The sequence below is a fragment of the Rhizobium sp. WYCCWR 11128 genome (assembly GCF_013416305.1).
GTDB classification, from domain to species: Bacteria; Pseudomonadota; Alphaproteobacteria; order Rhizobiales; family Rhizobiaceae; genus Rhizobium; species Rhizobium indicum.
This window is the reverse complement of sequence record NZ_JACCEZ010000004.1, coordinates 1-21,976: the sequence shown is the minus strand read 5'-3', so window position 1 is coordinate 21,976 and position 21,976 is coordinate 1. Positions and strand designations below refer to the sequence as shown.

The following is a 21,976-nucleotide window of genomic DNA, read 5'->3' as shown; positions in this document are numbered from 1 at the left end:
CAGCTTCGATTTGGGTATTTCGCGGCTCGATTCAAGCGGGAATCGCAAGCTACTGAAATGACTAGTGACAGTAGCGATAGCCGCCCTTCCTCTCGATCACGTCGAGATGGAAATGCGTCTCATGGGCGGCGTCGCTTTCGGGGTCGAGGACGGTGGTGAAGTAGAGGCAGCCAGCGGCGCTGACGGTGCGCTGGAAGGCGCCGGTCAGCGTCGGATCCTCGCGGCGGGAGCGGACGGCGACATCCTCGCCCTTTTCGAAATGGAAGCTCGCAATATCGATGGCGTTGCCGCGGGCATGCTCGGAGATCTTGCCGGTTCCGGCGCCGTTGCGCAGACGGCACATATAGGACGTTGCCTGGTTGACGGTGGTGATGCGGCCCTGCTCCGGCAGGGCGGCGGAAGCCGCCGGGATGACGCTGTCCTTCATCCAGCGGGCAAGGGCGAGTGCCGCCGGGCAGCGCATCGTTGCTTCCGGCTTCAGCTTGATGCCGGGCAGGGCTTCGGAGACGATGATCGGCTTGTCGATGCCGCAGCCATTACCATCGTCGATGCGCTGCGTGTCCTTGAAGACGACGCCCAGGGACTGGAGTGCGGCCGTGCATTCGGCATGCTCGGCATCGCTTTCGGGTTCGATCGTCAGGTGTTGCTCTTCAAGTGTCTGCTCGCCGGGCGGCTTACCTTCTTCCGTCGGCGGCTGCGAGCTATCGGGGCTACCTGGCGGCCGCGGCGGACCTTGCATCGGCTCTGCCGACCCGGGCTTTGAGGGTGCGGCCTGCGGCGTTGGCGGCGGGCTCGATGCCGGTGCCTGCGGATCCTTTACATCGGGCTTCGGCTGCGGGGCCGGGACCTCTTCAGGCTTGGGCGGTTCTGCCTTTTCCGAAGAAGGGGAGGCGGGGCTGGTCGCCTGTCCGGCATCTGGCCGAGGTTCGGGCATTGGGCCTCGCGGGGGCAGGCGGGCGCCGGCAAGAATAGCGGTTGCGGCGAAAAGGATCGCCAATGTCGAAAGTTTTCTCAACGCGTCCGATTCCTCGTATCCGTGGCTAAAGACAACGCATGAGGGCGTTTTTCGTTGCAATTGTGCAACGTGATTGAAGATCGCTAAAACTTGATAGATATATTCAACATAAAACGAGGACTTATGTTGACAATACTCCTCATGTTTTTTATGCGGCGAAAAGAAGGCGGAATTCTTCTTCGTCTTCATCCATAAAAGCCCAGCCAGCCCCTCGAGCGTGCGAACGCCACGACCAGCCAGCCCGGTAATCATCATTAGAGGGTAGGTTATGATCGTCCGGCATTGGCGCTCGGTTCTATTGGTCTGCACGGCAGCCACAGTTGTTCTTCCTGTTTCGCAGTCTTTCGCGCAAAGCGCTACGGCAACCGAGCCGCAAACCACGGCTGAGGACAGCACTGTCCTGCAGAAGATCGTCGTCAAGGGCAAACGCGTGGCGCCGGGCAGCGTCGCCGACACGCCGCTGGCGACCGAGATCACTGCCAAGCAGCTCGAAGAAAAGCAGGTCACCAATTTTGACGATATTGGCCGCAGCGTCGATGCAGGTGTGAATTATTCGCGTGGTGACGCAGGCTTCAATCTGCGCGGCCTTTCCGGCGCTCGCATCCTGACCACGATCGACGGCATTCCGATCCCCTATATTTCGAACAGCTCGCGCCAGGGTGCCTTTGCGCCGGCCAACGCCAACGGCGGCGGCGACACCTTCGATTTCGATTCACTGTCCTCGCTCGATATCGTGCGAGGCGCGGATTCGAGCAAGGGCGGTTCCGGCATGCTCGGCGGCGCCATCGTTCTCAATACGCTGGAGCCGGAGGATCTCATTCCTGAAGGCCGCGATTGGGGTGCGATCGTCAAGTCGACCTATGACAGCGAAGACCGCAGCATTTCCGGCTCGGCCGCCGCCGCCAAGAAGATCGGCGGTACGTCGATCTTGTTTCAGGGTGGCTACCGCAAGGGCCATGAACGCGACAACATGGGCGACAACGACAGCTACGGTGCTCTTCGCACCGAGGCGAATCCGGCTGATTTCGATCAGAACAACCTGCTCTTCAAACTGCGCCAGGAGCTGGAAGGCGGCCATCGCATCGGCTTGACAGCGGAACGATTCCGCCGCGATCTAAAGACCGACCTGCGCCAACTCCAGGGAGGCACCAGTCCTCGCAACTTCATGATCGACAATTATGACGGTCGCGAACTGCGTGACCGCGATCGTGTATCGCTCGACTATGATTATGAAGCGCAGTCCTCCGACGCGTTCTTCAGCAGTGCACGTGCCACGCTCTATTGGCTGGATTTGAAGAAGGAAGCCGGCAGCAGGGGCCGTACGACCGCCAATGTCGCCTATGGACGTAACAACGAGATTGAAAACGAAACCTGGGGCTTCAGTGGCACGGCAACGAAGGATTTCGAATATTCCGGTCTTAGCCACTCCGTTCGGGTGGGCCTCGACGTCGGCGTTTCGAGCTGGAGCCAGTATAGCTGGGCACTTTGCCCGACGCCCACAACGTGCCCGGCGCTAAATAACCAGGCGGAAGTGCCCAATGTCGACAGCCAGAATCTTGGGCTTGTTGTCGAAGACAAGATCGAAATCGGCAATACCGGCTTCGCGCTGACACCCGGCTTCCGCTTTGACTTGTTCAACTACAATCCTTCGACCGGCGGGAGTTTCGCAAGCAATACCGGGCTTGCCCGTTTCGGGGACCTGAACGACCGAACGGAAGCTGGCCTGTCACCAAAGATTCTTGCGACATACGAGCTGACGCCTGACGTGCAGCTCTACATGCAGCTGGCAGTGGGGTTCCGGGCACCCACCGTGGACGAACTCTACAGCCGCTTCTACAATCCGACGGGCCGCTACGCCCAACTCGGCAATCCCGATCTGGAACCCGAAATCGGCCGCGGCGTCGAAATCGGCGCTAACTTTGACACGGGCGATTTTACCGGTCGGGTCGCGGCCTTCCACACCCGCTACCAGAACTTTATCGAGACGGTGACGAGCGTCGACGCGACCGGCTTTACGGAATTCAACTACACGAACGTGTCTGCGGCCACGATCTCCGGTATTGAAGCCAGCGCCGCCAAGACATTCAATAACGGCATAAATCTGCATGCGTCACTTGCCTATGCATATGGCAGAAATGAAGAAACCACTCAGCGCCTACGCTCGGTGGCACCGTTCAAGGCGATCGTCGGCGGCGGCTGGAGCAACGAGAATTTCGGCTTCGACCTTTCCTCGACACTGTCGGCCGGCATGCTCACAGACCATCTCGATACGCCCGTCAGCAACACCAACGACACGACCTTCGATGCGCCCGGCTACGCAATCGTCGACCTGACTGGCTGGTGGACGCCGGAACAGGTGCCGGGCCTGCGCGTGCAGGCAGGCGTCTACAACATCTTTGATCAGGAACATTACAACGCGCTCGCCGTGCGCGAGGTCAATCTGAGCTCGGCGACGGCGTCCCAGCCGCGGGAGTGGTATTCGGAGCCGGGCCGTACGTTCAAGGTCTCAATCACCAAGACTTTCTGATCGCGATCACGCCTTCAAGGCTGGGGAGGGGCGGCTTTCGGGCCGCCCTTTTTCATTCCCACAATCGCCTCTTGCGCAATGGCTGATCTCAGGCTAACAATTTTCTCATGATCAAGTCATTGAACATTGCTGTTTGGTGGTGGGTTCGCTAAGGCGGCCTCGACCAATCGTGTCCAAAGACGACGAGTGAGCCGCCCGAAACTTCGAGGCGGCTTTTTTTGTTTTATGGCCGCCTGTCGTCCGGGCCCCGATAACGGAGTGGAACAATGGTAACGATCCTGCGGGATGATGGTGCGGAAATCTACGAGACCAAGGGCGGCATTACGGTCACGCGGCAGCGGCGGGCGATCCCCTACGGCGATGCGGTCTCTTCCTATATCGACAAGCTCGACGAGCGCCGCGGCGCGGTGTTTTCGTCGAACTACGAATATCCGGGCCGCTATACACGCTGGGATACGGCCGTCGTCGATCCGCCGCTCGGCATCTCCTCATTCGGGCGCGACGTCTGGATCGAGGCCTATAATGAACGCGGCGAGGTTATCCTCGGCTTCGTGACCGAGCGGCTGAAGACCGTGTCCGACATCGTGCTCGGCGCTTCCTCGGCTCGCCGTCTCGACCTCACCGTCAAGACGCCGGACCGGGTGTTCACCGAGGAAGAACGCTCGAAGATGCCGACGGTCTTCACGGTGCTGCGCGCCGTCACCGACCTGTTTTATTCGCAGGCAGATGCAAGCCTCGGGTTCTATGGCGCCTTCGGATACGACATCGCCTTCCAGTTCGATGCGATCGATCTGAAGCTGACGCGACCCTCCGACCAGCGCGACATGGTGCTCTACCTGCCGGACGAGATCCTCGTCGTCGACAACTACGCCGCCAAGGCCTGGGTCGACCGCTACGACTTCGAAAAAGACGGCGTGACGACCGAGGGCAAGGCCCAAGATATCGCAGCGGAGCCCTTCAAACACACGGATGCCATTCCGCCGAAGAGCGATCACCGGCCGGGCGAATATGCCGAGCTCGTCACCAAGGCGAAGGAAAGTTTCCGCAAGGGCGACCTTTTCGAAGTCGTGCCCGGGCAGAAATTCATGGAGCGCTGCGACAGCAAGCCGTCCGACATTTCCAAGCGGCTGAAGGCGATCAATCCGTCGCCCTATTCCTTCTTCATCAATCTCGGCCATCAGGAATATCTGGTCGGCGCCTCGCCCGAAATGTTCGTGCGCGTTTCCGGCCGTCGCATTGAGACCTGCCCGATTTCGGGCACGATCAAGCGCGGCGACGACCCGATCGCCGACAGCGAGCAGATCCTGAAGCTCCTGAATTCCAAGAAGGACGAGTCCGAGCTCACCATGTGCTCGGATGTCGACCGCAACGACAAAAGCCGTGTCTGCGAGCCGGGTTCGGTCAAGGTGATCGGCCGCCGGCAGATCGAGATGTATTCGCGCCTCATCCACACGGTCGACCATATCGAGGGGCGGCTGCGCGACGACATGGACGCTTTCGACGGTTTCCTCAGCCACGCCTGGGCCGTCACCGTCACCGGCGCCCCGAAGCTCTGGGCGATGCGCTTCATCGAGAGCCATGAAAAAAGCCCACGCGCCTGGTATGGTGGGGCGATCGGCATGGTCGGCTTCAACGGCGACATGAACACCGGCCTGACGCTGCGCACCGTGCGCATCAAGGACGGTATCGCCGAGGTGCGCGCCGGCGCGACGCTGCTCAACGATTCCATTCCTGACGAAGAAGAAGCCGAAACAGAACTGAAGGCCTCTGCCATGCTTTCCGCCATCCGAGACGCCAAGACGGGCAATTCCGGCAGGGTCCAGCGCGATGTCGCAAGCGTCGGCAAGGGCGTCAGCATCCTGCTCGTCGATCACGAGGACAGCTTCGTCCACACGCTCGCCAATTACTTCCGCCAGACGGGGGCGACGGTTTCGACCGTGCGCACGCCGGTGCCGGAGGAAATCTTCGACCGGCTGAACCCGGACCTCGTCGTGCTGTCGCCCGGACCCGGAACACCGAAGGATTTCGACTGCAAGGCGACGATCAAGAAGGCACGGGCGCGCAACCTGCCGATCTTCGGCGTCTGCCTCGGTCTGCAGGCGCTCGCCGAAGCCTATGGCGGGGAACTGCGCCATTTGGCGCTGCCGATGCACGGCAAGCCCTCGCGCATCCGCGTGCTGGAACCGGGCATCGTCTTCTCCGGCCTTGCCAAGGAGGTGACGGTCGGCCGCTACCACTCGATCTTCGCCGATCCCTCGACGCTGCCGCGTGAGTTCATCATCACGGCGGAAAGCGACGACGGCACGATCATGGGTATCGAACACGCCAAGGAACCGATCGCCGCGGTGCAGTTCCATCCGGAGTCGATCATGACGCTCGGTGGCGATGCCGGGATGCGGATGATCGAAAATGTCGTGGCGCATCTGGCGCGCAAGGTGAAGACGAAGGCTGCCTGAGGATTTCGACGGTTATTCGGCCTGCCCTTTCCCCGACTGCGGGGAGGGGCAGGCCGTTTTCGAAAGGCCGGTTGACTTCTTCAGACAAATCAGAACATTTCAGGAACGATCAATCGGGATATTCGACGTGGCCAATGCTGAAAAGTTCATCGTTCTTCCCTATCGCAAGAACCGCGGCAATCTCGTCCCCGGTGAAATGCGCCAGGCATCGAACTCCGTCAGCGCGGAGAAAATCGCCTCGGCGATGTCGGAGCGTTTCGTCGGCGTGGCGGCTTATGCCGTGATTGTCGATGAGGAAACCGGGGATATGTCGTCGCCGCGTTTGCTTGCACGATATGGCGAGATTGCCGATCTCAACGCCGCCTGAGACGCGGTTTTCAATATGGAGACATCGCTCTACCTGCCGGTCAAAGCTTTCCTGGAGGCTGCGGGTTATGTCGTGAAGGGCGAGGTCGGCGGGTGCGATCTCGTGGGCCTCAGCGATGCCGAGCCGCCGGTCGTGGTGGTCTGCGAACTCAAGCTCTCCTTCAACCTCGAACTGCTTCTCCAGGCGGTCGACCGCGCGGCGATGAGCGATGAGGTCTGGATCGCGGCCCGCGTCTCCGCCAAGGGTCGGGGGCGAGAGACCGACAAACGCTATCGCGATCTCTGCCGCAGGCTCGGCATCGGCATGCTCGGCGTCTCCGATGCCGGCGAGGTCAGCATCATCGTCAGTTCCGTCTCGCCGATGCCGCGCACCAATCCCAAGCGGCGCACGCGCCTTGTCAAGGAGCATCAGCGCCGCCACGGCGATCCCGCCGTCGGCGGCAGCACGCGGGCGCCAATTATGACCGCCTATCGTCAACAGGTGCTGCTCTGCGCCGCCGCAATCGAGCGTGGGGTCGGGCGACCGCGGGATATGAAGGCTCAGGTGCCCAATGCCGGCCGAATCCTGCTCGACAACGTCTACGGATGGTTCGAACGCAAGGAGAAGGGCGTCTACGCCCTGACGCCTGCAGGGCAGGCGGCGCTCTTACGCTGGCCGCAGACTATTCTCTCCGAGCCTGCTCCTTGAGCCATGCGGAAGGGGAACCTCATTGCCCTTTGACAAATCCGCCGTCTTCCCCCATATCACCCTGAACTGAACCGCCTGCGCGACATTCGCGTGGGCGGTTTTGCGTTTCAACGGCTTGAAAGCTGCAATTCATTCGCAACCGCAGGGGAACGATATGAGTGACAACGGCGATCTTACGGTTCGCAAGCTGGCGATGTGGGGCATTCCGCTGTCGCTCGGCGTCATGGGGCTGAAGATGGTGGCCTGGTGGGTCACCGGGTCGGTGGCGCTGCTGTCGGACGGGCTCGAATCGTCGGTCAACGTCGTTGCCGCTTTCATCGCCTTCTTCGTCATCCGCTATGCGCAGAAGCCGGCCGATCACGACCATCCCTTCGGCCATCATAAGGCGGAATATCTATCTGCCGTCACCGAGGGCGTGCTGATCGTCGTCGCTGCCCTGCTGATCGTCAACGAGGCGGTTGGTTATCTCGCCGAGCCACGCATGCTGGATGCACCTGTGCTCGGCCTTGCGATCAACTTCGCGGCCGGTGTCGTCAATGCGATCTGGGCGCGGCTGCTGATCCGGACTGGACGCAGACATCGCTCAGCGGCGCTGACGGCGGATGGGCAGCATATCATGTCCGACGTCGTGACCTCCGTCGGCGTGCTCGTCGGCCTGCTGCTGGCGCTGGCAACGGGCTATGCGATCTTCGACCCGGTGCTTGCCATTCTCGTTGCCGTCAACATCCTCTATCAGGGCTGGAAGGTGATCTCGCAATCGATCGGCGGGCTCATGGATCAGGCGGTCGAGCCGCAGGAGGAGGAGGCGATCAAGCAGGCGATCGCCACCCACGCGGCGGGCTCGATCGGCGTGCATGACCTGAAAACGAGGCGGGCGGGCACCGTCACCTTCATCGATTTCCACATGGTGGTGCCCGGCGCGATGTCGGTGCGGCAGGCGCATGATATATGCGACCGCCTTGAGGATGCCATCAGGGCGGTGCACGAGGGCGCCACCATTGCAATTCATGTGGAACCGGAGGGCGAAAAGGCTCACGGCATCCGCGTCAAAGTCGTCAAGGAGGCATAATGCCGAATACCGATGTTTCCAGCCTGTCGATGCTGGGCCAGCAAACCGAAACCGCGCAGTCGCCGGAGGAGGCGGTGCTTGAAAAAGTGCCGTCCAACTATGCCGGCACCGATTACGTCGTGCGCTTCACCGCGCCGGAATTCACCTCGCTCTGCCCGATGACCGGGCAACCAGATTTCGCCCATATCGTCATCGACTATATTCCGGGCGAATGGCTGGTGGAATCGAAGTCGCTGAAGCTCTTCCTGCATTCCTTCCGCAATCACGGCGCTTTCCACGAGGATTGCTCGATTTACATCGCCAAGCGCATCGTCGGGCTGCTCGATCCCAGATGGCTGAGAATCGGCGCCTACTGGTATCCGCGCGGCGGCATCCCGATCGACGTCTTCTGGCAGACGGGCAAGCCGCCGGAAGGCGTGTGGCTGCCGGAACAGGGCGTTGCCACCTATCGCGGGCGTGGGTGAGCCGCGGTCGGGCGCAGCCCGAGCAATCGATCCAGTGAATCGATTGCAGCGGCGAACGCCCTGAACCCAAGCGAAGGGCCGGGCAACGGTGCAGCAAACGCCGTCCGTCGCCGGCCCCTAGATCTCACACATCCGTAACGTCGTCGCCGGACGAGTCGTCGCCATCGTCGTAATCGGCCTGCTGCACGTTGGCGTTATCGTTGTCATCGGCAGCGTTGTCGGAGGCCTGGCGGGTGTCGTCGTTGCCGTAATAGTTGTTGATGACGGTTTCCTCGGTCGGCGCGCTAGCATTGCCGAAGGGATTGGCGCCGAAGGGCGAGCCCCAGCCGAGCGAGGACATGTGGTTGCCGAAGATACCGCTCAACGAATTGGCAAGCAGCATGCCACCGGCAACGCCCGCCGCCGTGCCGAGCGCACCGCGCAGGAAGCTACCGCCGGCGGACGGCGCATAAGCCTGCTGGGTCCAGGGGCCGGTCGGCTGCTGCGGCATCTGACGGACATCGCCGCCGCGGGTATCGTCATATTGCGACTGAGAAGCCTGGCGCGGCGCGCTGCCCCAGGGACCGGGGACGGGTGCCGACTGCTGCGTCTGGCTGGTACCGAAGATCGAGCTCAGAAAGCCGCCGCCCTGCTCGGCCTGGCGGTGTTCGCTCTCGCCGGCTTCCAACTGGCGGAGACGCTCTTCGAGTTCCTTGATGTGGTTGGCCGCCGCCTCCAGTCCCTTTTCCTGAACGATGACGGCCTGGGCGAGATAATAGGTGGCGGAGGGCTGTTCGCGTGTCGCCTGGTCGATCAGGGCTTCGGCCTCGCGGTTGCGCGGTGTGGCCGCGGCGGTGCGCACGCGGTCGAAGAGGGCGGTCAGCAATTGGCGTTCTTCGGGTGACATGTCCTGCCTCCTAATGATCTAGAGCGCCGCGCGTCCGACAGGACGCGCTAAGGACGCTCTATCAATATAAAACTGCGCATAATCCTTTCCGACAATCGATTCGATTGTCGGGTTTATGCGCTGGGCGGTATTTGCCGCGTGAGGTTGAGGTAGGAACCGATTTAGGCTTTTCAAAGCCTTTCGCCGTTACATTTCGGTAAGGCTTGCAGAACGGCGCGCGGCTTCTTAAGGATATCTCCATCGCTTCGGTGCCTTGTGTTTTTCCCGCATTGTTTTAGGCATTGAGTCGCACTATGTGCGAGGAACCCGAATTCATCTCCAAGAGGTTCGAATGAACGACGAAGACCAGGACGACAAGACGAAGGAACTGCCGCTCGGCAAGGAAACGGAGGCGAATCTTTTCAAGTCGCGTTCGATCTTCATCTACGGACCGATCAATCAGGAATTGGCGCAGAAGGTCTGCTCGCAGCTCGTGGCGCTTGCAGCGGCCAGCGACGAGGACATCCGTATCTATGTCAATTCGCCCGGCGGCCACGTCGAATCCGGCGATTCCATTCATGACATGATCAAGTTCATCAAGCCGAAGGTCTGGATGATCGGCACCGGTTGGGTCGCCTCCGCCGGCGCGCTGATCTATGTCGCCACTCCGAAGGAGCGGCGCCTGTGCCTGCCGAACACCCGCTTCCTGCTGCATCAGCCCTCCGGCGGCACGCGCGGCATGGCATCCGACATCGAAATCCAGGCGCGCGAGATCATCAAGATGAACGAGCGCCTGAACAGGATCATGGCAGCGGCCACCGGCCAGCCGCTTGACAAGATCGACAAGGATACGGATCGCGACTACTGGCTTTCGGCCGAAGAAGCGAAGGAGTATGGCCTCGTTTCACGGATCGTGACGTCGCAGGCCGATATCTAAGTTTTCTCAGCGAAAGCTGCCAAGAACCCGCCCTTGCCTGCCGATCGCAGGTGAGGGCGTTCTGTTTTCGGCCAGAGCCTTTCCTGGTCAGAATGCTGCAATCTGACCAGGAAAGGCTTTAGTGCTTGAACGGAGATGATCTCCTAGCGGCAAGGTCTCAACGGAAAGCACTGAATCCAGACTTGCGCCTGCGGCAACCATCATGCTCCATGCGGCATTCGCGCAGCTCGAGTCCCGCCATGCTCAAAGATTTTTCCGTCCAAGCCCTGTTCATGGGGCTGCTGACCGCCTTCGTCGGTTCCGCCAGCTCTTTCGCCGTTGTACTGCACGGGCTGCAGGCGGTCGGCGCCACGGATGTACAGGCGGCTTCCGGGCTGATGGCATTGTCGATTTCCATGGGCGTCTGCGCGATCGTGCTGAGTGCCGTGACCCGATTGCCGGTTAGCATCGCTTGGTCGACACCGGGTGCCGCACTGCTGGCAAGCACCGGGGCGATCGAGGGCGGCTTCAATGCGGCGGTCGGGGCATTCCTGATCTGTGCTGCGCTGATCATCATTGCGGGACTGTTCAAGCCGCTCGGGCGAGCGGTTGCCGCCATTCCGGCACCACTCGCCAATGCAATGCTCGCCGGCGTGCTGATCGGCCTATGCTTCGCGCCGGTGAAGGCGATCGGCTTCAATCCGCTGTTCGGCCTGCCGATCGTCGTCGCTTGGATCGTCGTCGGCGCCTTCAAGCGGCTTTGGGCGGTGCCGGCAGCACTCGCGGCCTTCGTGCTGGTGCTCGCCTTCGGCGTTGATATCCCAGACGGTGCGCTCGGCTCGCTGGAACAATCACTGGTGCCAACGGCGGAAATCGTCCGGCCGGTGTTCAATCTTGCCGGCCTCATCTCGATCGCGTTGCCGCTCTTCATCGTCACCATGGCCTCGCAGAACATTCCGGGTATCGCGGTGCTGAAGGTCAATCACTACGATCCGAAGCCCGGCCCGCTCTTTGCCGTCACCGGCTTCTTCTCGCTGCTGTCGGCGCCGTTCGGCGGTCACGCCGTCAATCTGGCGGCCATCACCGCGGCGATGTGCGCCGGACAGGACGCCCATGCCGATCCGAAGCGGCGCTATTGGGCGTCACTCATCGCCGGTGTCGGCTATATCATTCTCGGGCTGCTCGCCGGCGCGGTGACGGCCTTCGTCGCCCTTGCGCCTTCCATCCTGATCGAGGCGGTGGCTGGCCTGGCGCTGGTCGGCGCCTTCTCGTCCTCGGCAATGTCGGCCTTCCAGGCGCCGGACACACGTGAGGCGGCGGCAATCACCTTCCTCGTCACCGCCTCCGGCGTTTCCTTCGGCGGTATTTCCGGCGCCTTCTGGGGCCTGCTCGCGGGTGGGCTGATGCTGGCGCTGTCGCGGCTGGTGAAGATTTGGAAAGACCGAGCTCAGTCGAGGTAACGGAAGGTCGTTCTGCTCTCGAAATGCCGGATCCTGGCGCTTTCAGGCAGTTCCGCCGGCTATAGACGGGTAGCTCGTCGACCGTTGGCGGCGACCAAAAGCCGGGCAAGGACTTGCCAGCGTCACCGCCCGAGGCTATAAGCGCGGTCATGAAGACCACTGGCGCCAGAATTTCTGACACGATTGCACGCGGCCGCATCGCCCTGCGTGACAATACGCGCGCCCTGACCTCGCTTCTTCTCCTCGGCCTTACGCGCGGTTGCCGGGTCCTTTGAGGAGCGCCCGGCGGCCGAAAGCCCGCCCGGCCATCGCTCCTCGCGACTCACTTTCAAAATTGACCTAACGACCGACAAGGTCCGCATTTGTTTATCGCCAAGCCCGACGTGATCGGCTAAGAGCGGGCAAATGCCGGGACGAGGAGACGATACGATGGACGCGAAGACGCAATCCCCCCGAGATAAGATGGCCTCCAAGAGCGAGATGAGCCCCGCAAAAGGCATGCCCGACGCCGCGGTGAAATACCGGGCCTATCCGCAGGTGAACATTCCCGACCGCACATGGCCGACGAAGACCATTACCAAGGCACCGGTCTGGTGCTCAGTCGACCTGCGCGACGGCAACCAGGCGCTCGTCGACCCGATGGGCCACGATCGCAAGGCGCGCATGTTCCAGCTGCTGATCGAGATGGGCTTCAAGGAAATCGAGATCGGTTTCCCCTCGGCTTCGCAGACCGATTTCGACTTCGCCCGCTGGTGCGTGGAGGAGGGCAACGTTCCTAACGACGTCTCCCTGCAGGTATTGGTGCAGTGCCGCCCGGAACTCATCACCCGCACCTTCGAAGCGCTGGAAGGCGCAAACCGGCCGATCGTGCACTTCTACAACTCCACCAGTGAGTTGCAGCGCCGCGTCGTCTTCGCCAAGGATGTGCAGGGCATCAAGCAGATCGCCGTCGATGCCGCCAAGATGATCACCGATATGGCCACGAAGGCTGGCGGCGGTTACCGTTTCGAATATTCCCCGGAGAGCTTTACCGGCACGGAACTCGATGTGGCGCTGGAGATCTGCAACGCCGTCATCGAGGTCGTCAAGCCGACGCCCGATAACAAGCTGATCATCAACCTGCCGTCGACCGTCGAGATGGCGACGCCGAACGTCTATGCCGACCAGATCGAATGGATGTGTCGCAACCTCGACAATCGCGAGAACCTGATCGTTTCGCTGCATCCGCATAACGATCGCGGCACCGGCATTGCCGCTGCCGAACTGGCACTGCTGGCAGGGGCCGACCGTGTCGAGGGCACGCTGTTCGGCAATGGCGAGCGCACCGGCAATGTCGACATGGTGACGATGGCGCTGAACATGTTCACGCAAGGCGTCGATCCCGAGATCGACTGCTCGAATATCGAACGCATCAAGGAAGTGTTCGAATATTCGAACCAGATGGCAATCGGCGAGCGTCATCCCTACGTCGGCGAGCTGGTCTATACGGCCTTCTCCGGCTCGCATCAGGATGCGATCAACAAGGGCATGAAGGCAGCACAGGTCGCCAACCATCCCGTGTGGGAGGTCCCGTACCTGCCGATCGATCCGCGCGATGTCGGTCGTTCCTACGAGGCGATCATCCGCATCAACTCTCAGTCCGGCAAGGGCGGCATCGCTTATATCTTGCAGCAGGATTACGGGCTGAACCTGCCGCGCAACCTGCAGGTGGAATTCCGCGAGGATATCCAGCGTATCACCGACGTAGAGGGCAAGGAGCTTCCGTCCCGGCGCATCTACGACCGCTTCATCGAGCGCTACGTGACACAGCCGGAAGGGCGCCTGCGCTTCGTCGACCATCACACCTATCCCGACACCGAGCACAAGGGCCAGCGGATCGTCGCAGCCGAGATCACCGACAATGGGGAGATCAAGCGCATCGAAGGGCGCGGTAACGGTCCGATCGACGGCTTCATCAATGCGCTGTCGCATTATCTCGGCATCGAGATGTCGGTCGAGGACTATTCCGAGCATTCGCTCCAGCATGGCTCGAACGCGGCGGCGATCTCCTATGTCGAGACCTCCTATCCCGGCGGCAAACTCTTCGGCGCCGGCATCAATACCAACATCGTCGCGGCATCGCTGGAAGCGATCGTCTCGGCCGCCAACCGCGTGCTCGACGTGAAGGCCGGCAAGGCCTGATTTCGGAAGGCCTCGGGCCGCGACCGAACTACTGCATAATTCCTTAAATCGGAATCGATTTAAGGATAAAATTATGTAGCAATTCAAAGTGTTACAGCGTCCTATGCGCGTCTGAAATGACGCGCGGCGCTGTGGCGCGGCGCGGCCTGACAATGCAGTCGGTAATCTCGCCGGCTTCGTTGCGCGCCTCTGCGTGGCGCTGGCCCCATTGGCAGAGCGCCAGCAGCACCGGTTCGAGGCCGAGGCCGAGTTCAGTCGCGCTGTATTCGACGCGAGCGGGGACCTCGGCGAAGACTTGGCGGGCGACGAGCCCGTGCTCCTCCATCTCGCGCAGTTGCTGGATCAGCACCTTCTGGCTAATGGCGGGCACCATCCGCTTCAGCTCCGAAAGACGCTTCGGGCCGGAGAAGACGTAATAGAGGATGATGGGCTTCCAGCGTCCTGAGATCACCTTCAGCGCACGCTCGACCGGCAGCTCGGGGAGTCTTTTCATCGGCTCAGCCATGGTCACCTCCTGGTGGGTATGGCACGAAAGAGTGTGTATTTTTATCTGATAGTCTATTGCTAAACCTGCCCCACGCCAATCAGACGTGAGGTGCATCTGCCATGAAATCCGTCCAATTCACTCGCTTCGGTTCGCCCGATGTCCTCGAGGTCGTTGAGCTGCCGATTCCCGAACCGGGGCCGGGTGAGGTTCTCGTCCGCGTCCATGCGGCGGGTGTCAACTTCTTCGAGGTGTTGATGCGGGCCGACCGTTACGCCGTAACGCCCGACCTGCCGATGTTTCCCGGTGTCGAGGTCGCGGGTACGATCGAGCGAGCAGGGCCTGGTGACGACCGCTCGCTCATTGGCATGCGGGTTGCCGTTCCTCTCTTTGCCATCGAGCGTTCGGGCGGCTATGCCGAATTCGTCGCGGTCGACGGTGGGGCGGTGGTGCAGCTGCCGGATGCGGTTTCTTTCGAGGCGGCTGCCGGGCTGATGGTGCAAGGGCTGACGGCGTTGCATCTGCTGCGCCGCAGTCCCGCGAAAGGCAAGAATGTTCTCGTGAGTGCGGCAGCGGGCGGTGTCGGGTCGCTGCTGGTGCAGCTCGCGAGACGTGACGGGGCGAAGATGGTGATCGCGGCGGCGAGCAGTGACGAGAAGAGGGCGCTTTCCCTGTCTCTCGGCGCCGATCATGCGGTCGATTATACGGCGCCTGGCTGGCAGGAGGACGTCAAGAAGCTGACCGGAGGGCTCGGCGCGGGTATCATCTATGAAACCGTCGGCGGCGCGTTTTCAAGGGCGGCGCTCGATGCGCTGGCGCCTTGCGGCGAGCTGGTGCTGGCGGCGATGGGGCGGTTCGGGCTTGAGGCGGCCGATGTCGAGCACATGCTTGACGACAATCAGTCAATCAAGGGATTTTCGCTGTTGCCGCTGCTGACGCCTCAGGGGGTGCGGGAGGATCTTGCCGCGCTCTTCGTGCTTACCGCGGCGGGCGCCGTGACGATTATCGACGGCGGTCGTTTCCCACTGCATCAAGCGTCGGAAGCGCATCGCGCCATCGAAGGGCGGCGGGCGGTCGGCAAGGTGGTGCTGGTGCCTTAAATCAAAGCGACGCACGATGTCGTACGATACCGCTCCGACATCATGCTCCGGCAATCAGATCGCGGTGGCGATCTCCATGGCGAGCTGGCCGAGCGTTGCTTCGGCGGAGGGGCCGGCAAGCACATAGGAGGTGCCGGCATTGTGCCAGGTCACGAGGCCGATCTCGTCCTTGATCGTTTCCTTGAAGTCGTCGGTCTCTGGCGGCTGCACGTCCTTGCGGAAGCAAATGGAGATGATGTCGCCATCGGAATTAGAATAGACGAGCTGTCCGACAGGGCGGCTATCGCCAAGGATGACGCGCGCGCCCTGGAAGGTCCAGGCTTCGGCGCTCAGATCCGGCACGCGGAAGGGCACGCCGATCGCCGTCGTCAGCCAGCTGGAGATTTCCTCGGCCTGCGAGGCGGGCACTTCGACGAGATGACGGGGTTGGCGGATCAGCAGGCGCTGATAGGCGGTGACGTCGCCCAGCCAGTCGCTGGTATTGGCCGGTGCCGCATTGGTGGTCGCCGTGCTGGCAATCTCGTCGGCATCCGGCGCGGTGCCGACGAAATAGCCGATACCACAACCGACGACAAAGAGGATGAGGGCGGCGGCCAGCGCCTGCGGGCCGCTCGGCGCCAGTTTCACTTGCGGGCGCGTGGCGCGCTGGGCGATCGGCGTTTTCGGCGGCTGCGTGCTCTTGATCGAGCGGACGAGGGCGAGCGGCACAGGCTCCTTCAGGATATCGTCGAGGCGGCGGCGGCCGAAATCAGCCCCGTGGCGCAGCTTCTCATGCAGCCGGCGTGCATTCTCGTCGCTTGCCAGACGCTGCTCCAGTTCGTGCCGCTGTTCGGGCGAGACTTCGCCGTCGAGGAGGGCGGTGAGCTGGGCTTCGAGCGGCAATTTCCTAAGATCGAGCAAATTCAGAACCTGTGGATCGGGTGGGTGCCGGCAAGCGCGGCGAAATGCAGCCTCGCGGTCGCGAGCTGCGAGACGACGTTTGCCACCGGAATGCCCATGATGTCGGCCGCCTGCTGGTAGCTGTAGCCTTCGACGTCGACCAGTAGGAACATGCTGGAAACGCCATCCGGCATATCGGAAATCATGTGATGGATGGTGTCGGGATCGACTGCGGCCGAGCGATCGCGCGCGGCCTCGCGAATATCGGTGACGTTGCCGCGGACGGAAGCCTTCGGCTTGCGCTTGCGGTTGTCGTCGGTCCATTGTTGGCGGGCAAGCGTGTAGATCCAGCTTTCCAGCCGGCCTTCGCCGCTCCATTGATGACCTTTGGAGATGGCGCGCTGACAGACGGCCTGAACGAGTTCATCGGCCACGGCAACCTCACCCGCGAGCGTGATCGCGAAGCGGCGAAGGCGGGGCAGGAGGCCGACGAGATCACGCCGGAGATCGATGGTCGTTGCGGGCTGACGCATTGTCTATCCAAAAAGCATTCACAATGGTTTCGCGGACGAAGGGTTCGCCGTCGGGCGCGAAACCGACTTTATCGACGCCGTCGATGCATGTGCTTTATGAAACAAGTCTCCTGCACTTCGCAAGCATCCGGTCGTCTTCATCCCTCTTTCCCAAGGGATTTTCGTATTGTGGCTGCAAAGCTTGCGTCAATATGTCTTGTAGCCGTTCAAGCTTTGCAGCAGGGAGCGATAGGCCCAAGTGCCTTCGCCGCCGCGATCACGGATTTCGACAAGCTGGACGCGGGCGCCCTGGATGTCTCCCTGTTCCACCAGCGCCATGCCCATATAGGAGCGGGCGAGGATATAATTCTCATCCGCCTGCAGCGCCTTGCGGTAGTAGGACATGCCGAGCTCCATGCGGCCGGCCTTGCGGTTGGCGTAGCCGAGATAGTTCAGGACGCGCGGGTCGTTCTGGTTGCGAGCGAGATTGAGCACGGTGATGGCGTTGTCATACTGGCCGGCATAGGCAAATTCGCGGGCGAACTGATAGAGATCGTCGTCGTTGAAGCTGCTCTTCTTCGGGTTGACACATTCCTTCTTGGCTTTGTCCCAGACCTTGCCGCCGGTGCAGGTCTTGGTCGTCTGGGTCTTCGGCGGCGGATTGGTGTCATCGTTACTGTCGCCGGCCGCGAAAGCGGCCGTGGCGATGCCGAAGGCAAAGCCGGCGGCGAGCGAAAGTCTGGACAGGTGGCGGAAGGAAGAAGTCATCGGCGCGCTCCGTTCTCAGGCAATGCAGTTGCTCGGATTGTACGCTTACCACTAAAAATACCAAGAGGGTAAGCAACCTCTATGGCAAATGTTGCGACGGTGGACTGATGTCCTCGCAGATCGATTCAAGTGCCGCACAAAAAGAGCTAGGAACCAGCGCTAAGGCGCGAAAATATCGGCGCTTTCCGGCATCACCGCGTCACCGGCCCTGTTGAGGCTGAAGCGCTCGCCGCTGAGCTCCCAGGCGCCGGGTGAGCCGTCGATGGAGAAGAGGTTGTAGGCGGCGGGCGGCTTGATGCTGCCCGGTCCCTGCGAGGCAGAGGCGATGCCGACGACCGGCACCGGCTGCATCTGGCCGCGCAGCCAATGCAGCGTGTTCAGGTGCGTATGGCCGTGCAGCACGAGTTCGGCGCCGCCCGTCGAAATCACGGCGGCGAAGCGGCGGATGCCGATCATCCGTTTGTAGAAGGCAGTGGCGCCGCGGATCGGCGGGTGATGGATCATGACGACGCGGAAAAGACCAGCTTCGCCAGCCGCACGCAGTATGTTGACAGTATCGCGGGCCTGTCGCGCGCCGAAAAAGCCAGAGGCGGCGAAGGGCGGGGTGGCGACCGCCGTCGAACAGCCGACAATCGCGACTTTGCCGCGGACGCGCAGATAGGGGAAGATATGGCGGTCGTCCTGCCATTGCGGCGGAGCGAGATCGCCGCGGACATAATCGTACCAGGCGCGCATCGTCTTCTCATAGGCGCCTGGCACATAGGCGTCATGATTGCCGGGAACGACCGACGTGTCTGCGGGATCTCCGAGCGCGCGCAGCCATGCAGCGGCGGCGCGAATCTCAATGCCGCTCGCCAGATTGACGAGGTCGCCGGTGACGGCCACGTGATCGGCCTGATGGGCGCGAATATCGTCGAGCAGCAGATCCAACGTGCTGCCGAAAAGGTGCTTGCGTCGATTTCGATGCCAGTTCACAAAGCCTGTTATGCGTTTTGAAAACAGCTCTTGAATGGAAAGACTGGGCAACGGCCCGAGGTGGACGTCGGAGATATGCGCGAGCTTGAACATGCTACGAGACATAGACCAGCTTATTGACAAATCAAACACATCCGGCGCGATGAAGAGCTGAAACGGAGCGATGGTGGATAAAGAGAACCGGCCCCTTATCATGAGGCTGGCGTTGCGCCTGCTGCATGTCTATTTCAGTTTCGTCCGCAGCATGACCGTGGGCGTGCGGGCTGCCTGTTTCGATGCAGAGGGGCGCATCTTTCTCGTGCGCCACAGCTATATCGGCGGCTGGCACATGCCGGGCGGCGGGCTGGAGCGCAACGAGACGGTCGAGGAAGCGCTCGTCAAGGAATTGCGCGAGGAGGGCAACCTCAGGATCATCGGCAAGCCGCAGCTGTTCCAAGTCTATTTCAATACCACGACCACAAGGCGCGACCATGTCGTCTTCTATCGCGCGACCGTCGAGCAGACGGCGCCGCGGCCGCCGGACTGGGAGATATCCGACAGCGGCTTCTTTTCCCTCGACAGCCTGCCCGAGGGCACGACCAAGGCGACGCATCGCCGTCTCGCCGAGCTTCGCGGCGAGCAGGAGCCCGCCCACCGCTGGTGAGCTTCAGCCAGCCATTCAAACTGCTACAGCGTACTTTGCGCGTCTGAAAACACCCGCGGCGCTGTAGCGCGGCCGTGCGGACTGTCGAGATCGAGCGCCGGGCCGACGGGAACGATGCCTGTCGGATTGATCGTCTTGTGGCTGCGATAATAGTGCTGCTTGATGTGGTTGAGGTTCACCGTCTCGGCAACGCCCGCCGTCTGGTAGAGGTCGCGCAGATAGTCAGGCAGGTTGCGGTAGTCGGCGATGCGGCGGATGTTGCACTTGAAATGGCCGACATAGACGGCGTCGAAGCGCACCAGCGTGGTGAACAGGCGCCAGTCGGCCTCGGTCTGACGGTTGCCGAAGAGGTAGCGACCCTTGCCGAGGCGTTCGTCGAGTATGTCGAGTGTTTCGAACAGCGTGCCGACGTTTTCCGCATAGGCCTCCTGGGTGGTGGCAAAGCCCGCCTTGTAGACGCCGTTGTTGACGGTGTCGTAGATGGTGGCGTTCAGCGCATCGATTTCGGAGCGAAGGTCCTCGGGATAAAAATCGGCTGTCGAGCCGGTCAGCCCGTCGAAGGCGCCGTTGAACATGCGGATGATCTCGGCGGATTCGTTGTTGACGATAGTGCCGGTCTTCTTGTCCCAGAGCACCGGAACGGTGACGCGGCCGGAATAGTGCGGATCGGCCCTGACATAGACCTGCCAAAGCGCGGACGCGCCGAAGAGGTGGTCGCCGGTGGCGCCGTCGCCGACCTTGAACTCCCAGCCGTTCTCGAGCATCAGCGGATCGACGATGGAAACCGAGATCAGCTCTTCGAGCTTCTTCAGCTTGCGGAAGATCAGCGTGCGATGCGCCCAGGGGCAGGCGAGCGAGACATAGAGGTGGTAACGCCCGGCCTCGGCCTTGAAGCCGCCGCTGCCGGAAGGACCGGCCCCACCGTCCGATGTCACCCAGTTGCGGAACTGCGAGGGCTGCCGCTTGAAATGACCCTTGCTCTCCTTCGTGTCGTACCAGGTGTCACGCCAGACGCCGTCCACCAGCATTCCCATGATCTTCATTCCCTTGATTGCGTGTTGGAACGGAAGATATCGCAGATGGTAGGGCTTTACAGGCAGCAAAGATTGAACAGTGCGTCACATCGTTCGGGACCTGCATAATTCAGTATTGCAGCGTCCTTTGTGGCTCTCGAAAAGATGCGCGGCGCTGTGGTCGTGCATTTTGCGTTGGACGACGGAAATTTTTCCTGCTATCGGCCTTTTCACGATTTTCGGACCCCTGCCTGATGTTCATTTCCAGAAACCCGCGACGACGCTGATGCTCCCGAACGCCCAAGGCGTGTTCGAGACCCATCAATCTGTCCATTCGGTTTCTGTCATCATGTACAAGCACGATCTCGTCTACCTCACTGAAGACGCGTCTCATGACGCCGCCATCGAACACATCAACGAAGAAGCCTTCGGTCCGGGCCGCTTCGCGCGCGCAGCCGCGCGCATCCGAGAGCAGGGGCCTCATGATCTGTCGCTTTCCTTCATCTGCACCGATAATGGTGAGACGATCGCCTCCGTGCGCATGACGCCGGTGCTGGCCGGCACGGTGAAGGGCCATCTGCTCGGCCCGCTCGCCGTCCGCCCCTCCCACAAGAACAAGGGCATCGGCCGGGAACTGGTGCGGATTGCGGTGGAGGCGGCAAGACGCAAGGGCTCGGAAGCCGTCATCCTCGTCGGCGATCCACCCTATTACGGCCCGCTCGGCTTCGAGAAGGTCGCCTATAACGCGCTGTCTTTTCCAGGCCCGGTCGATCCCGGCCGCGTGCTCGTCGTTCCGATCGCCGAGGGCGTGCACGCGCGGCTGAAGGGCACGATCGCCTGGCGCGAATGATTTATAGCGCTGTGCGTCCTTCCGGACGCAGAAAGGACGCTCCCAACTCTTTCAATCCGCGCATCGTGCTTTCCGAAAATCGGTTCCGATTTTCGGGCCGATGCGCTAGAGACTTTTCCGGAGGAAGCTGCGCGTGCGGCCTTCCGGGAAATCCTTAAGCTCTCCGAAAACCTCATAACCCTGGCGCAGATAGGCGCGCAGAGCCTGCGGGCTGAAGGTGTCGATCCAGGCGCCGCGGCACCCCCTAGCTCTCGCCTCTTCTTCCGCCTTTGCGAGGATATTGCCTGATATACCGGTGCCGCGCAGGGTATCGGGAATATAGAGCATCTGGGTGAAGAGCCAGCCCCAGGCGGTGAAGCCTGAAAGACCGCCCGTCACCTTGCCGTCGGTATCGCGGATGAGGACCGCGAGCGGCCGGCGATCCGATGGGCCGAGATCGGCGTTGTTGAAAGCCGAGAGCGCATCGGTGATCACTGCCAGTTCCTCCGGCGAGGGCGAGGCGGTGAGCTCGAATTCCGGCATGAGTGAGAGCCTTTCCTGGTCAGATTGAAGCATTCTGCCGGAGCAGGTTTTCGTCAGGGCAAAGGCGATTGGCGAAGGGCATACCTCTTGGTACGTCCGAGCCGATCGCCTCTGATCCTGGCGGAAAGATGCCCGGCCCTTCGGGTTGGCTGAAACGGGCCGGCTGATCGACCGGCCGGCTTGGCCGTAGAGCTTGGCTACGACGCGCGCCGGCCGGTCGACC

At 61.7% G+C, this 21,976-nt stretch carries 21 protein-coding genes; 12 read left to right on the top strand and 9 right to left on the bottom strand.

What is annotated here, in order from left to right:
* Positions 1-61 precede the first annotated feature (61 nt).
* Complete coding sequence (locus HX898_RS14905) at positions 62-1,204, bottom strand: extensin family protein (protein WP_246697919.1); 1,143 nt, start codon at positions 1,202-1,204, stop codon at positions 62-64.
* Positions 1,205-1,283: 79 nt separating this feature from the next.
* Between HX898_RS14905 and HX898_RS14900 the strand changes: the two genes are divergently transcribed.
* The 6 genes from HX898_RS14900 to queF all read left to right on the top strand — a co-directional run bounded on the left by HX898_RS14900 (position 1,284) and on the right by queF (position 8,585).
* Positions 1,284-3,542 carry a TonB-dependent hemoglobin/transferrin/lactoferrin family receptor gene (locus HX898_RS14900; protein ID WP_180194986.1) on the top strand — a complete coding sequence of 753 codons (2,259 nt, stop codon included), beginning with the start codon at positions 1,284-1,286 and terminating at the stop codon, positions 3,540-3,542.
* Between the two features lie 266 nt (positions 3,543-3,808).
* A complete protein-coding gene (locus HX898_RS14895) occupies positions 3,809-5,998 on the top strand; it encodes an anthranilate synthase (RefSeq protein WP_180194985.1) in 2,190 nt (729 codons plus the stop codon).
* 127 nt (positions 5,999-6,125) lie between these two features.
* Complete coding sequence (locus HX898_RS14890; RefSeq protein ID WP_003541831.1) at positions 6,126-6,365, top strand: hypothetical protein; 240 nt, start codon at positions 6,126-6,128, stop codon at positions 6,363-6,365.
* Between the two features lie 15 nt (positions 6,366-6,380).
* Complete coding sequence (locus HX898_RS14885; protein WP_025395495.1) at positions 6,381-7,052, top strand: DUF2161 family putative PD-(D/E)XK-type phosphodiesterase; 672 nt, start codon at positions 6,381-6,383, stop codon at positions 7,050-7,052.
* A 154-nt stretch (positions 7,053-7,206) separates the two neighbouring features.
* On the top strand, positions 7,207-8,121 hold the full coding sequence (gene emfA / locus HX898_RS14880) for a CDF family cation efflux transporter EmfA (RefSeq protein WP_180194984.1): 915 nt from the start codon (positions 7,207-7,209) through the stop codon (positions 8,119-8,121).
* Positions 8,121-8,585 carry a preQ(1) synthase gene (queF, locus tag HX898_RS14875; RefSeq protein WP_180194983.1) on the top strand — a complete coding sequence of 155 codons (465 nt, stop codon included), beginning with the start codon at positions 8,121-8,123 and terminating at the stop codon, positions 8,583-8,585. The genes emfA and queF overlap by 1 nt, the downstream gene beginning before the upstream one ends.
* A gap of 124 nt (positions 8,586-8,709) precedes the next feature.
* Here the strand turns inward: queF and HX898_RS14870 are convergent, their stop codons facing one another.
* Positions 8,710-9,471: a DUF2076 domain-containing protein gene (locus HX898_RS14870; RefSeq protein WP_180194982.1), complete on the bottom strand. Its 762-nt coding sequence runs from the start codon at positions 9,469-9,471 to the stop codon at positions 8,710-8,712.
* Between the two features lie 331 nt (positions 9,472-9,802).
* Between HX898_RS14870 and HX898_RS14865 the strand changes: the two genes are divergently transcribed.
* The 3 genes from HX898_RS14865 (at position 9,803) to leuA (ending at position 14,007) form a co-directional block, all read left to right on the top strand.
* Complete coding sequence (locus tag HX898_RS14865) at positions 9,803-10,387, top strand: ATP-dependent Clp protease proteolytic subunit (protein WP_003561390.1); 585 nt, start codon at positions 9,803-9,805, stop codon at positions 10,385-10,387.
* A gap of 209 nt (positions 10,388-10,596) precedes the next feature.
* Positions 10,597-11,826 (top strand): benzoate/H(+) symporter BenE family transporter, encoded by a 1,230-nt coding sequence (locus HX898_RS14860; RefSeq protein WP_180194981.1) that lies wholly within the window; start codon positions 10,597-10,599, stop codon positions 11,824-11,826.
* Positions 11,827-12,255: 429 nt separating this feature from the next.
* Positions 12,256-14,007, top strand: coding sequence for a 2-isopropylmalate synthase (leuA, locus tag HX898_RS14855; protein ID WP_138330366.1), 1,752 nt, complete (start codon positions 12,256-12,258; stop codon positions 14,005-14,007).
* Between the two features lie 91 nt (positions 14,008-14,098).
* Here the strand turns inward: leuA and HX898_RS14850 are convergent, their stop codons facing one another.
* The gene (locus HX898_RS14850) at positions 14,099-14,608 is read right to left on the bottom strand and encodes a helix-turn-helix domain-containing protein (RefSeq protein WP_180194980.1); all 510 of its coding nucleotides are present in this window, start codon (positions 14,606-14,608) and stop codon (positions 14,099-14,101) included.
* Positions 14,609-14,613: 5 nt separating this feature from the next.
* Between HX898_RS14850 and HX898_RS14845 the strand changes: the two genes are divergently transcribed.
* Positions 14,614-15,591 carry an NADPH:quinone oxidoreductase family protein gene (locus HX898_RS14845; RefSeq protein WP_180194979.1) on the top strand — a complete coding sequence of 326 codons (978 nt, stop codon included), beginning with the start codon at positions 14,614-14,616 and terminating at the stop codon, positions 15,589-15,591.
* Between the two features lie 54 nt (positions 15,592-15,645).
* Here HX898_RS14845 and HX898_RS14840 read toward each other — a convergent pair whose 3' ends face one another.
* From HX898_RS14840 to HX898_RS14825, 4 genes are all read right to left on the bottom strand, one after another.
* Positions 15,646-16,491 (bottom strand): anti-sigma factor, encoded by an 846-nt coding sequence (locus tag HX898_RS14840; RefSeq protein WP_180194978.1) that lies wholly within the window; start codon positions 16,489-16,491, stop codon positions 15,646-15,648.
* 2 nt (positions 16,492-16,493) lie between these two features.
* Entirely contained in the window at positions 16,494-17,003 is a 510-nt protein-coding gene (locus HX898_RS14835; RefSeq protein WP_180194977.1) for an RNA polymerase sigma factor, read from the bottom strand.
* A 186-nt stretch (positions 17,004-17,189) separates the two neighbouring features.
* Complete coding sequence (locus tag HX898_RS14830) at positions 17,190-17,750, bottom strand: hypothetical protein (RefSeq protein ID WP_011652984.1); 561 nt, start codon at positions 17,748-17,750, stop codon at positions 17,190-17,192.
* Positions 17,751-17,909: 159 nt separating this feature from the next.
* Positions 17,910-18,818: a metallophosphoesterase gene (locus HX898_RS14825; protein WP_064651966.1), complete on the bottom strand. Its 909-nt coding sequence runs from the start codon at positions 18,816-18,818 to the stop codon at positions 17,910-17,912.
* 70 nt (positions 18,819-18,888) lie between these two features.
* On the opposite strand from HX898_RS14825, the gene HX898_RS14820 reads away from it, so the two are divergent.
* On the top strand, positions 18,889-19,368 hold the full coding sequence (locus tag HX898_RS14820; protein ID WP_138330370.1) for an NUDIX domain-containing protein: 480 nt from the start codon (positions 18,889-18,891) through the stop codon (positions 19,366-19,368).
* 23 nt (positions 19,369-19,391) lie between these two features.
* Here HX898_RS14820 and HX898_RS14815 read toward each other — a convergent pair whose 3' ends face one another.
* Positions 19,392-20,402 carry a glutathione S-transferase family protein gene (locus tag HX898_RS14815; RefSeq protein ID WP_171598457.1) on the bottom strand — a complete coding sequence of 337 codons (1,011 nt, stop codon included), beginning with the start codon at positions 20,400-20,402 and terminating at the stop codon, positions 19,392-19,394.
* A 265-nt stretch (positions 20,403-20,667) separates the two neighbouring features.
* Between HX898_RS14815 and HX898_RS14810 the strand changes: the two genes are divergently transcribed.
* The gene (locus HX898_RS14810) at positions 20,668-21,231 is read left to right on the top strand and encodes an N-acetyltransferase (protein WP_138330372.1); all 564 of its coding nucleotides are present in this window, start codon (positions 20,668-20,670) and stop codon (positions 21,229-21,231) included.
* A 105-nt stretch (positions 21,232-21,336) separates the two neighbouring features.
* Here the strand turns inward: HX898_RS14810 and HX898_RS14805 are convergent, their stop codons facing one another.
* Complete coding sequence (locus HX898_RS14805; protein WP_138330373.1) at positions 21,337-21,753, bottom strand: GNAT family N-acetyltransferase; 417 nt, start codon at positions 21,751-21,753, stop codon at positions 21,337-21,339.
* Positions 21,754-21,976: the final 223 nt, after the last annotated feature.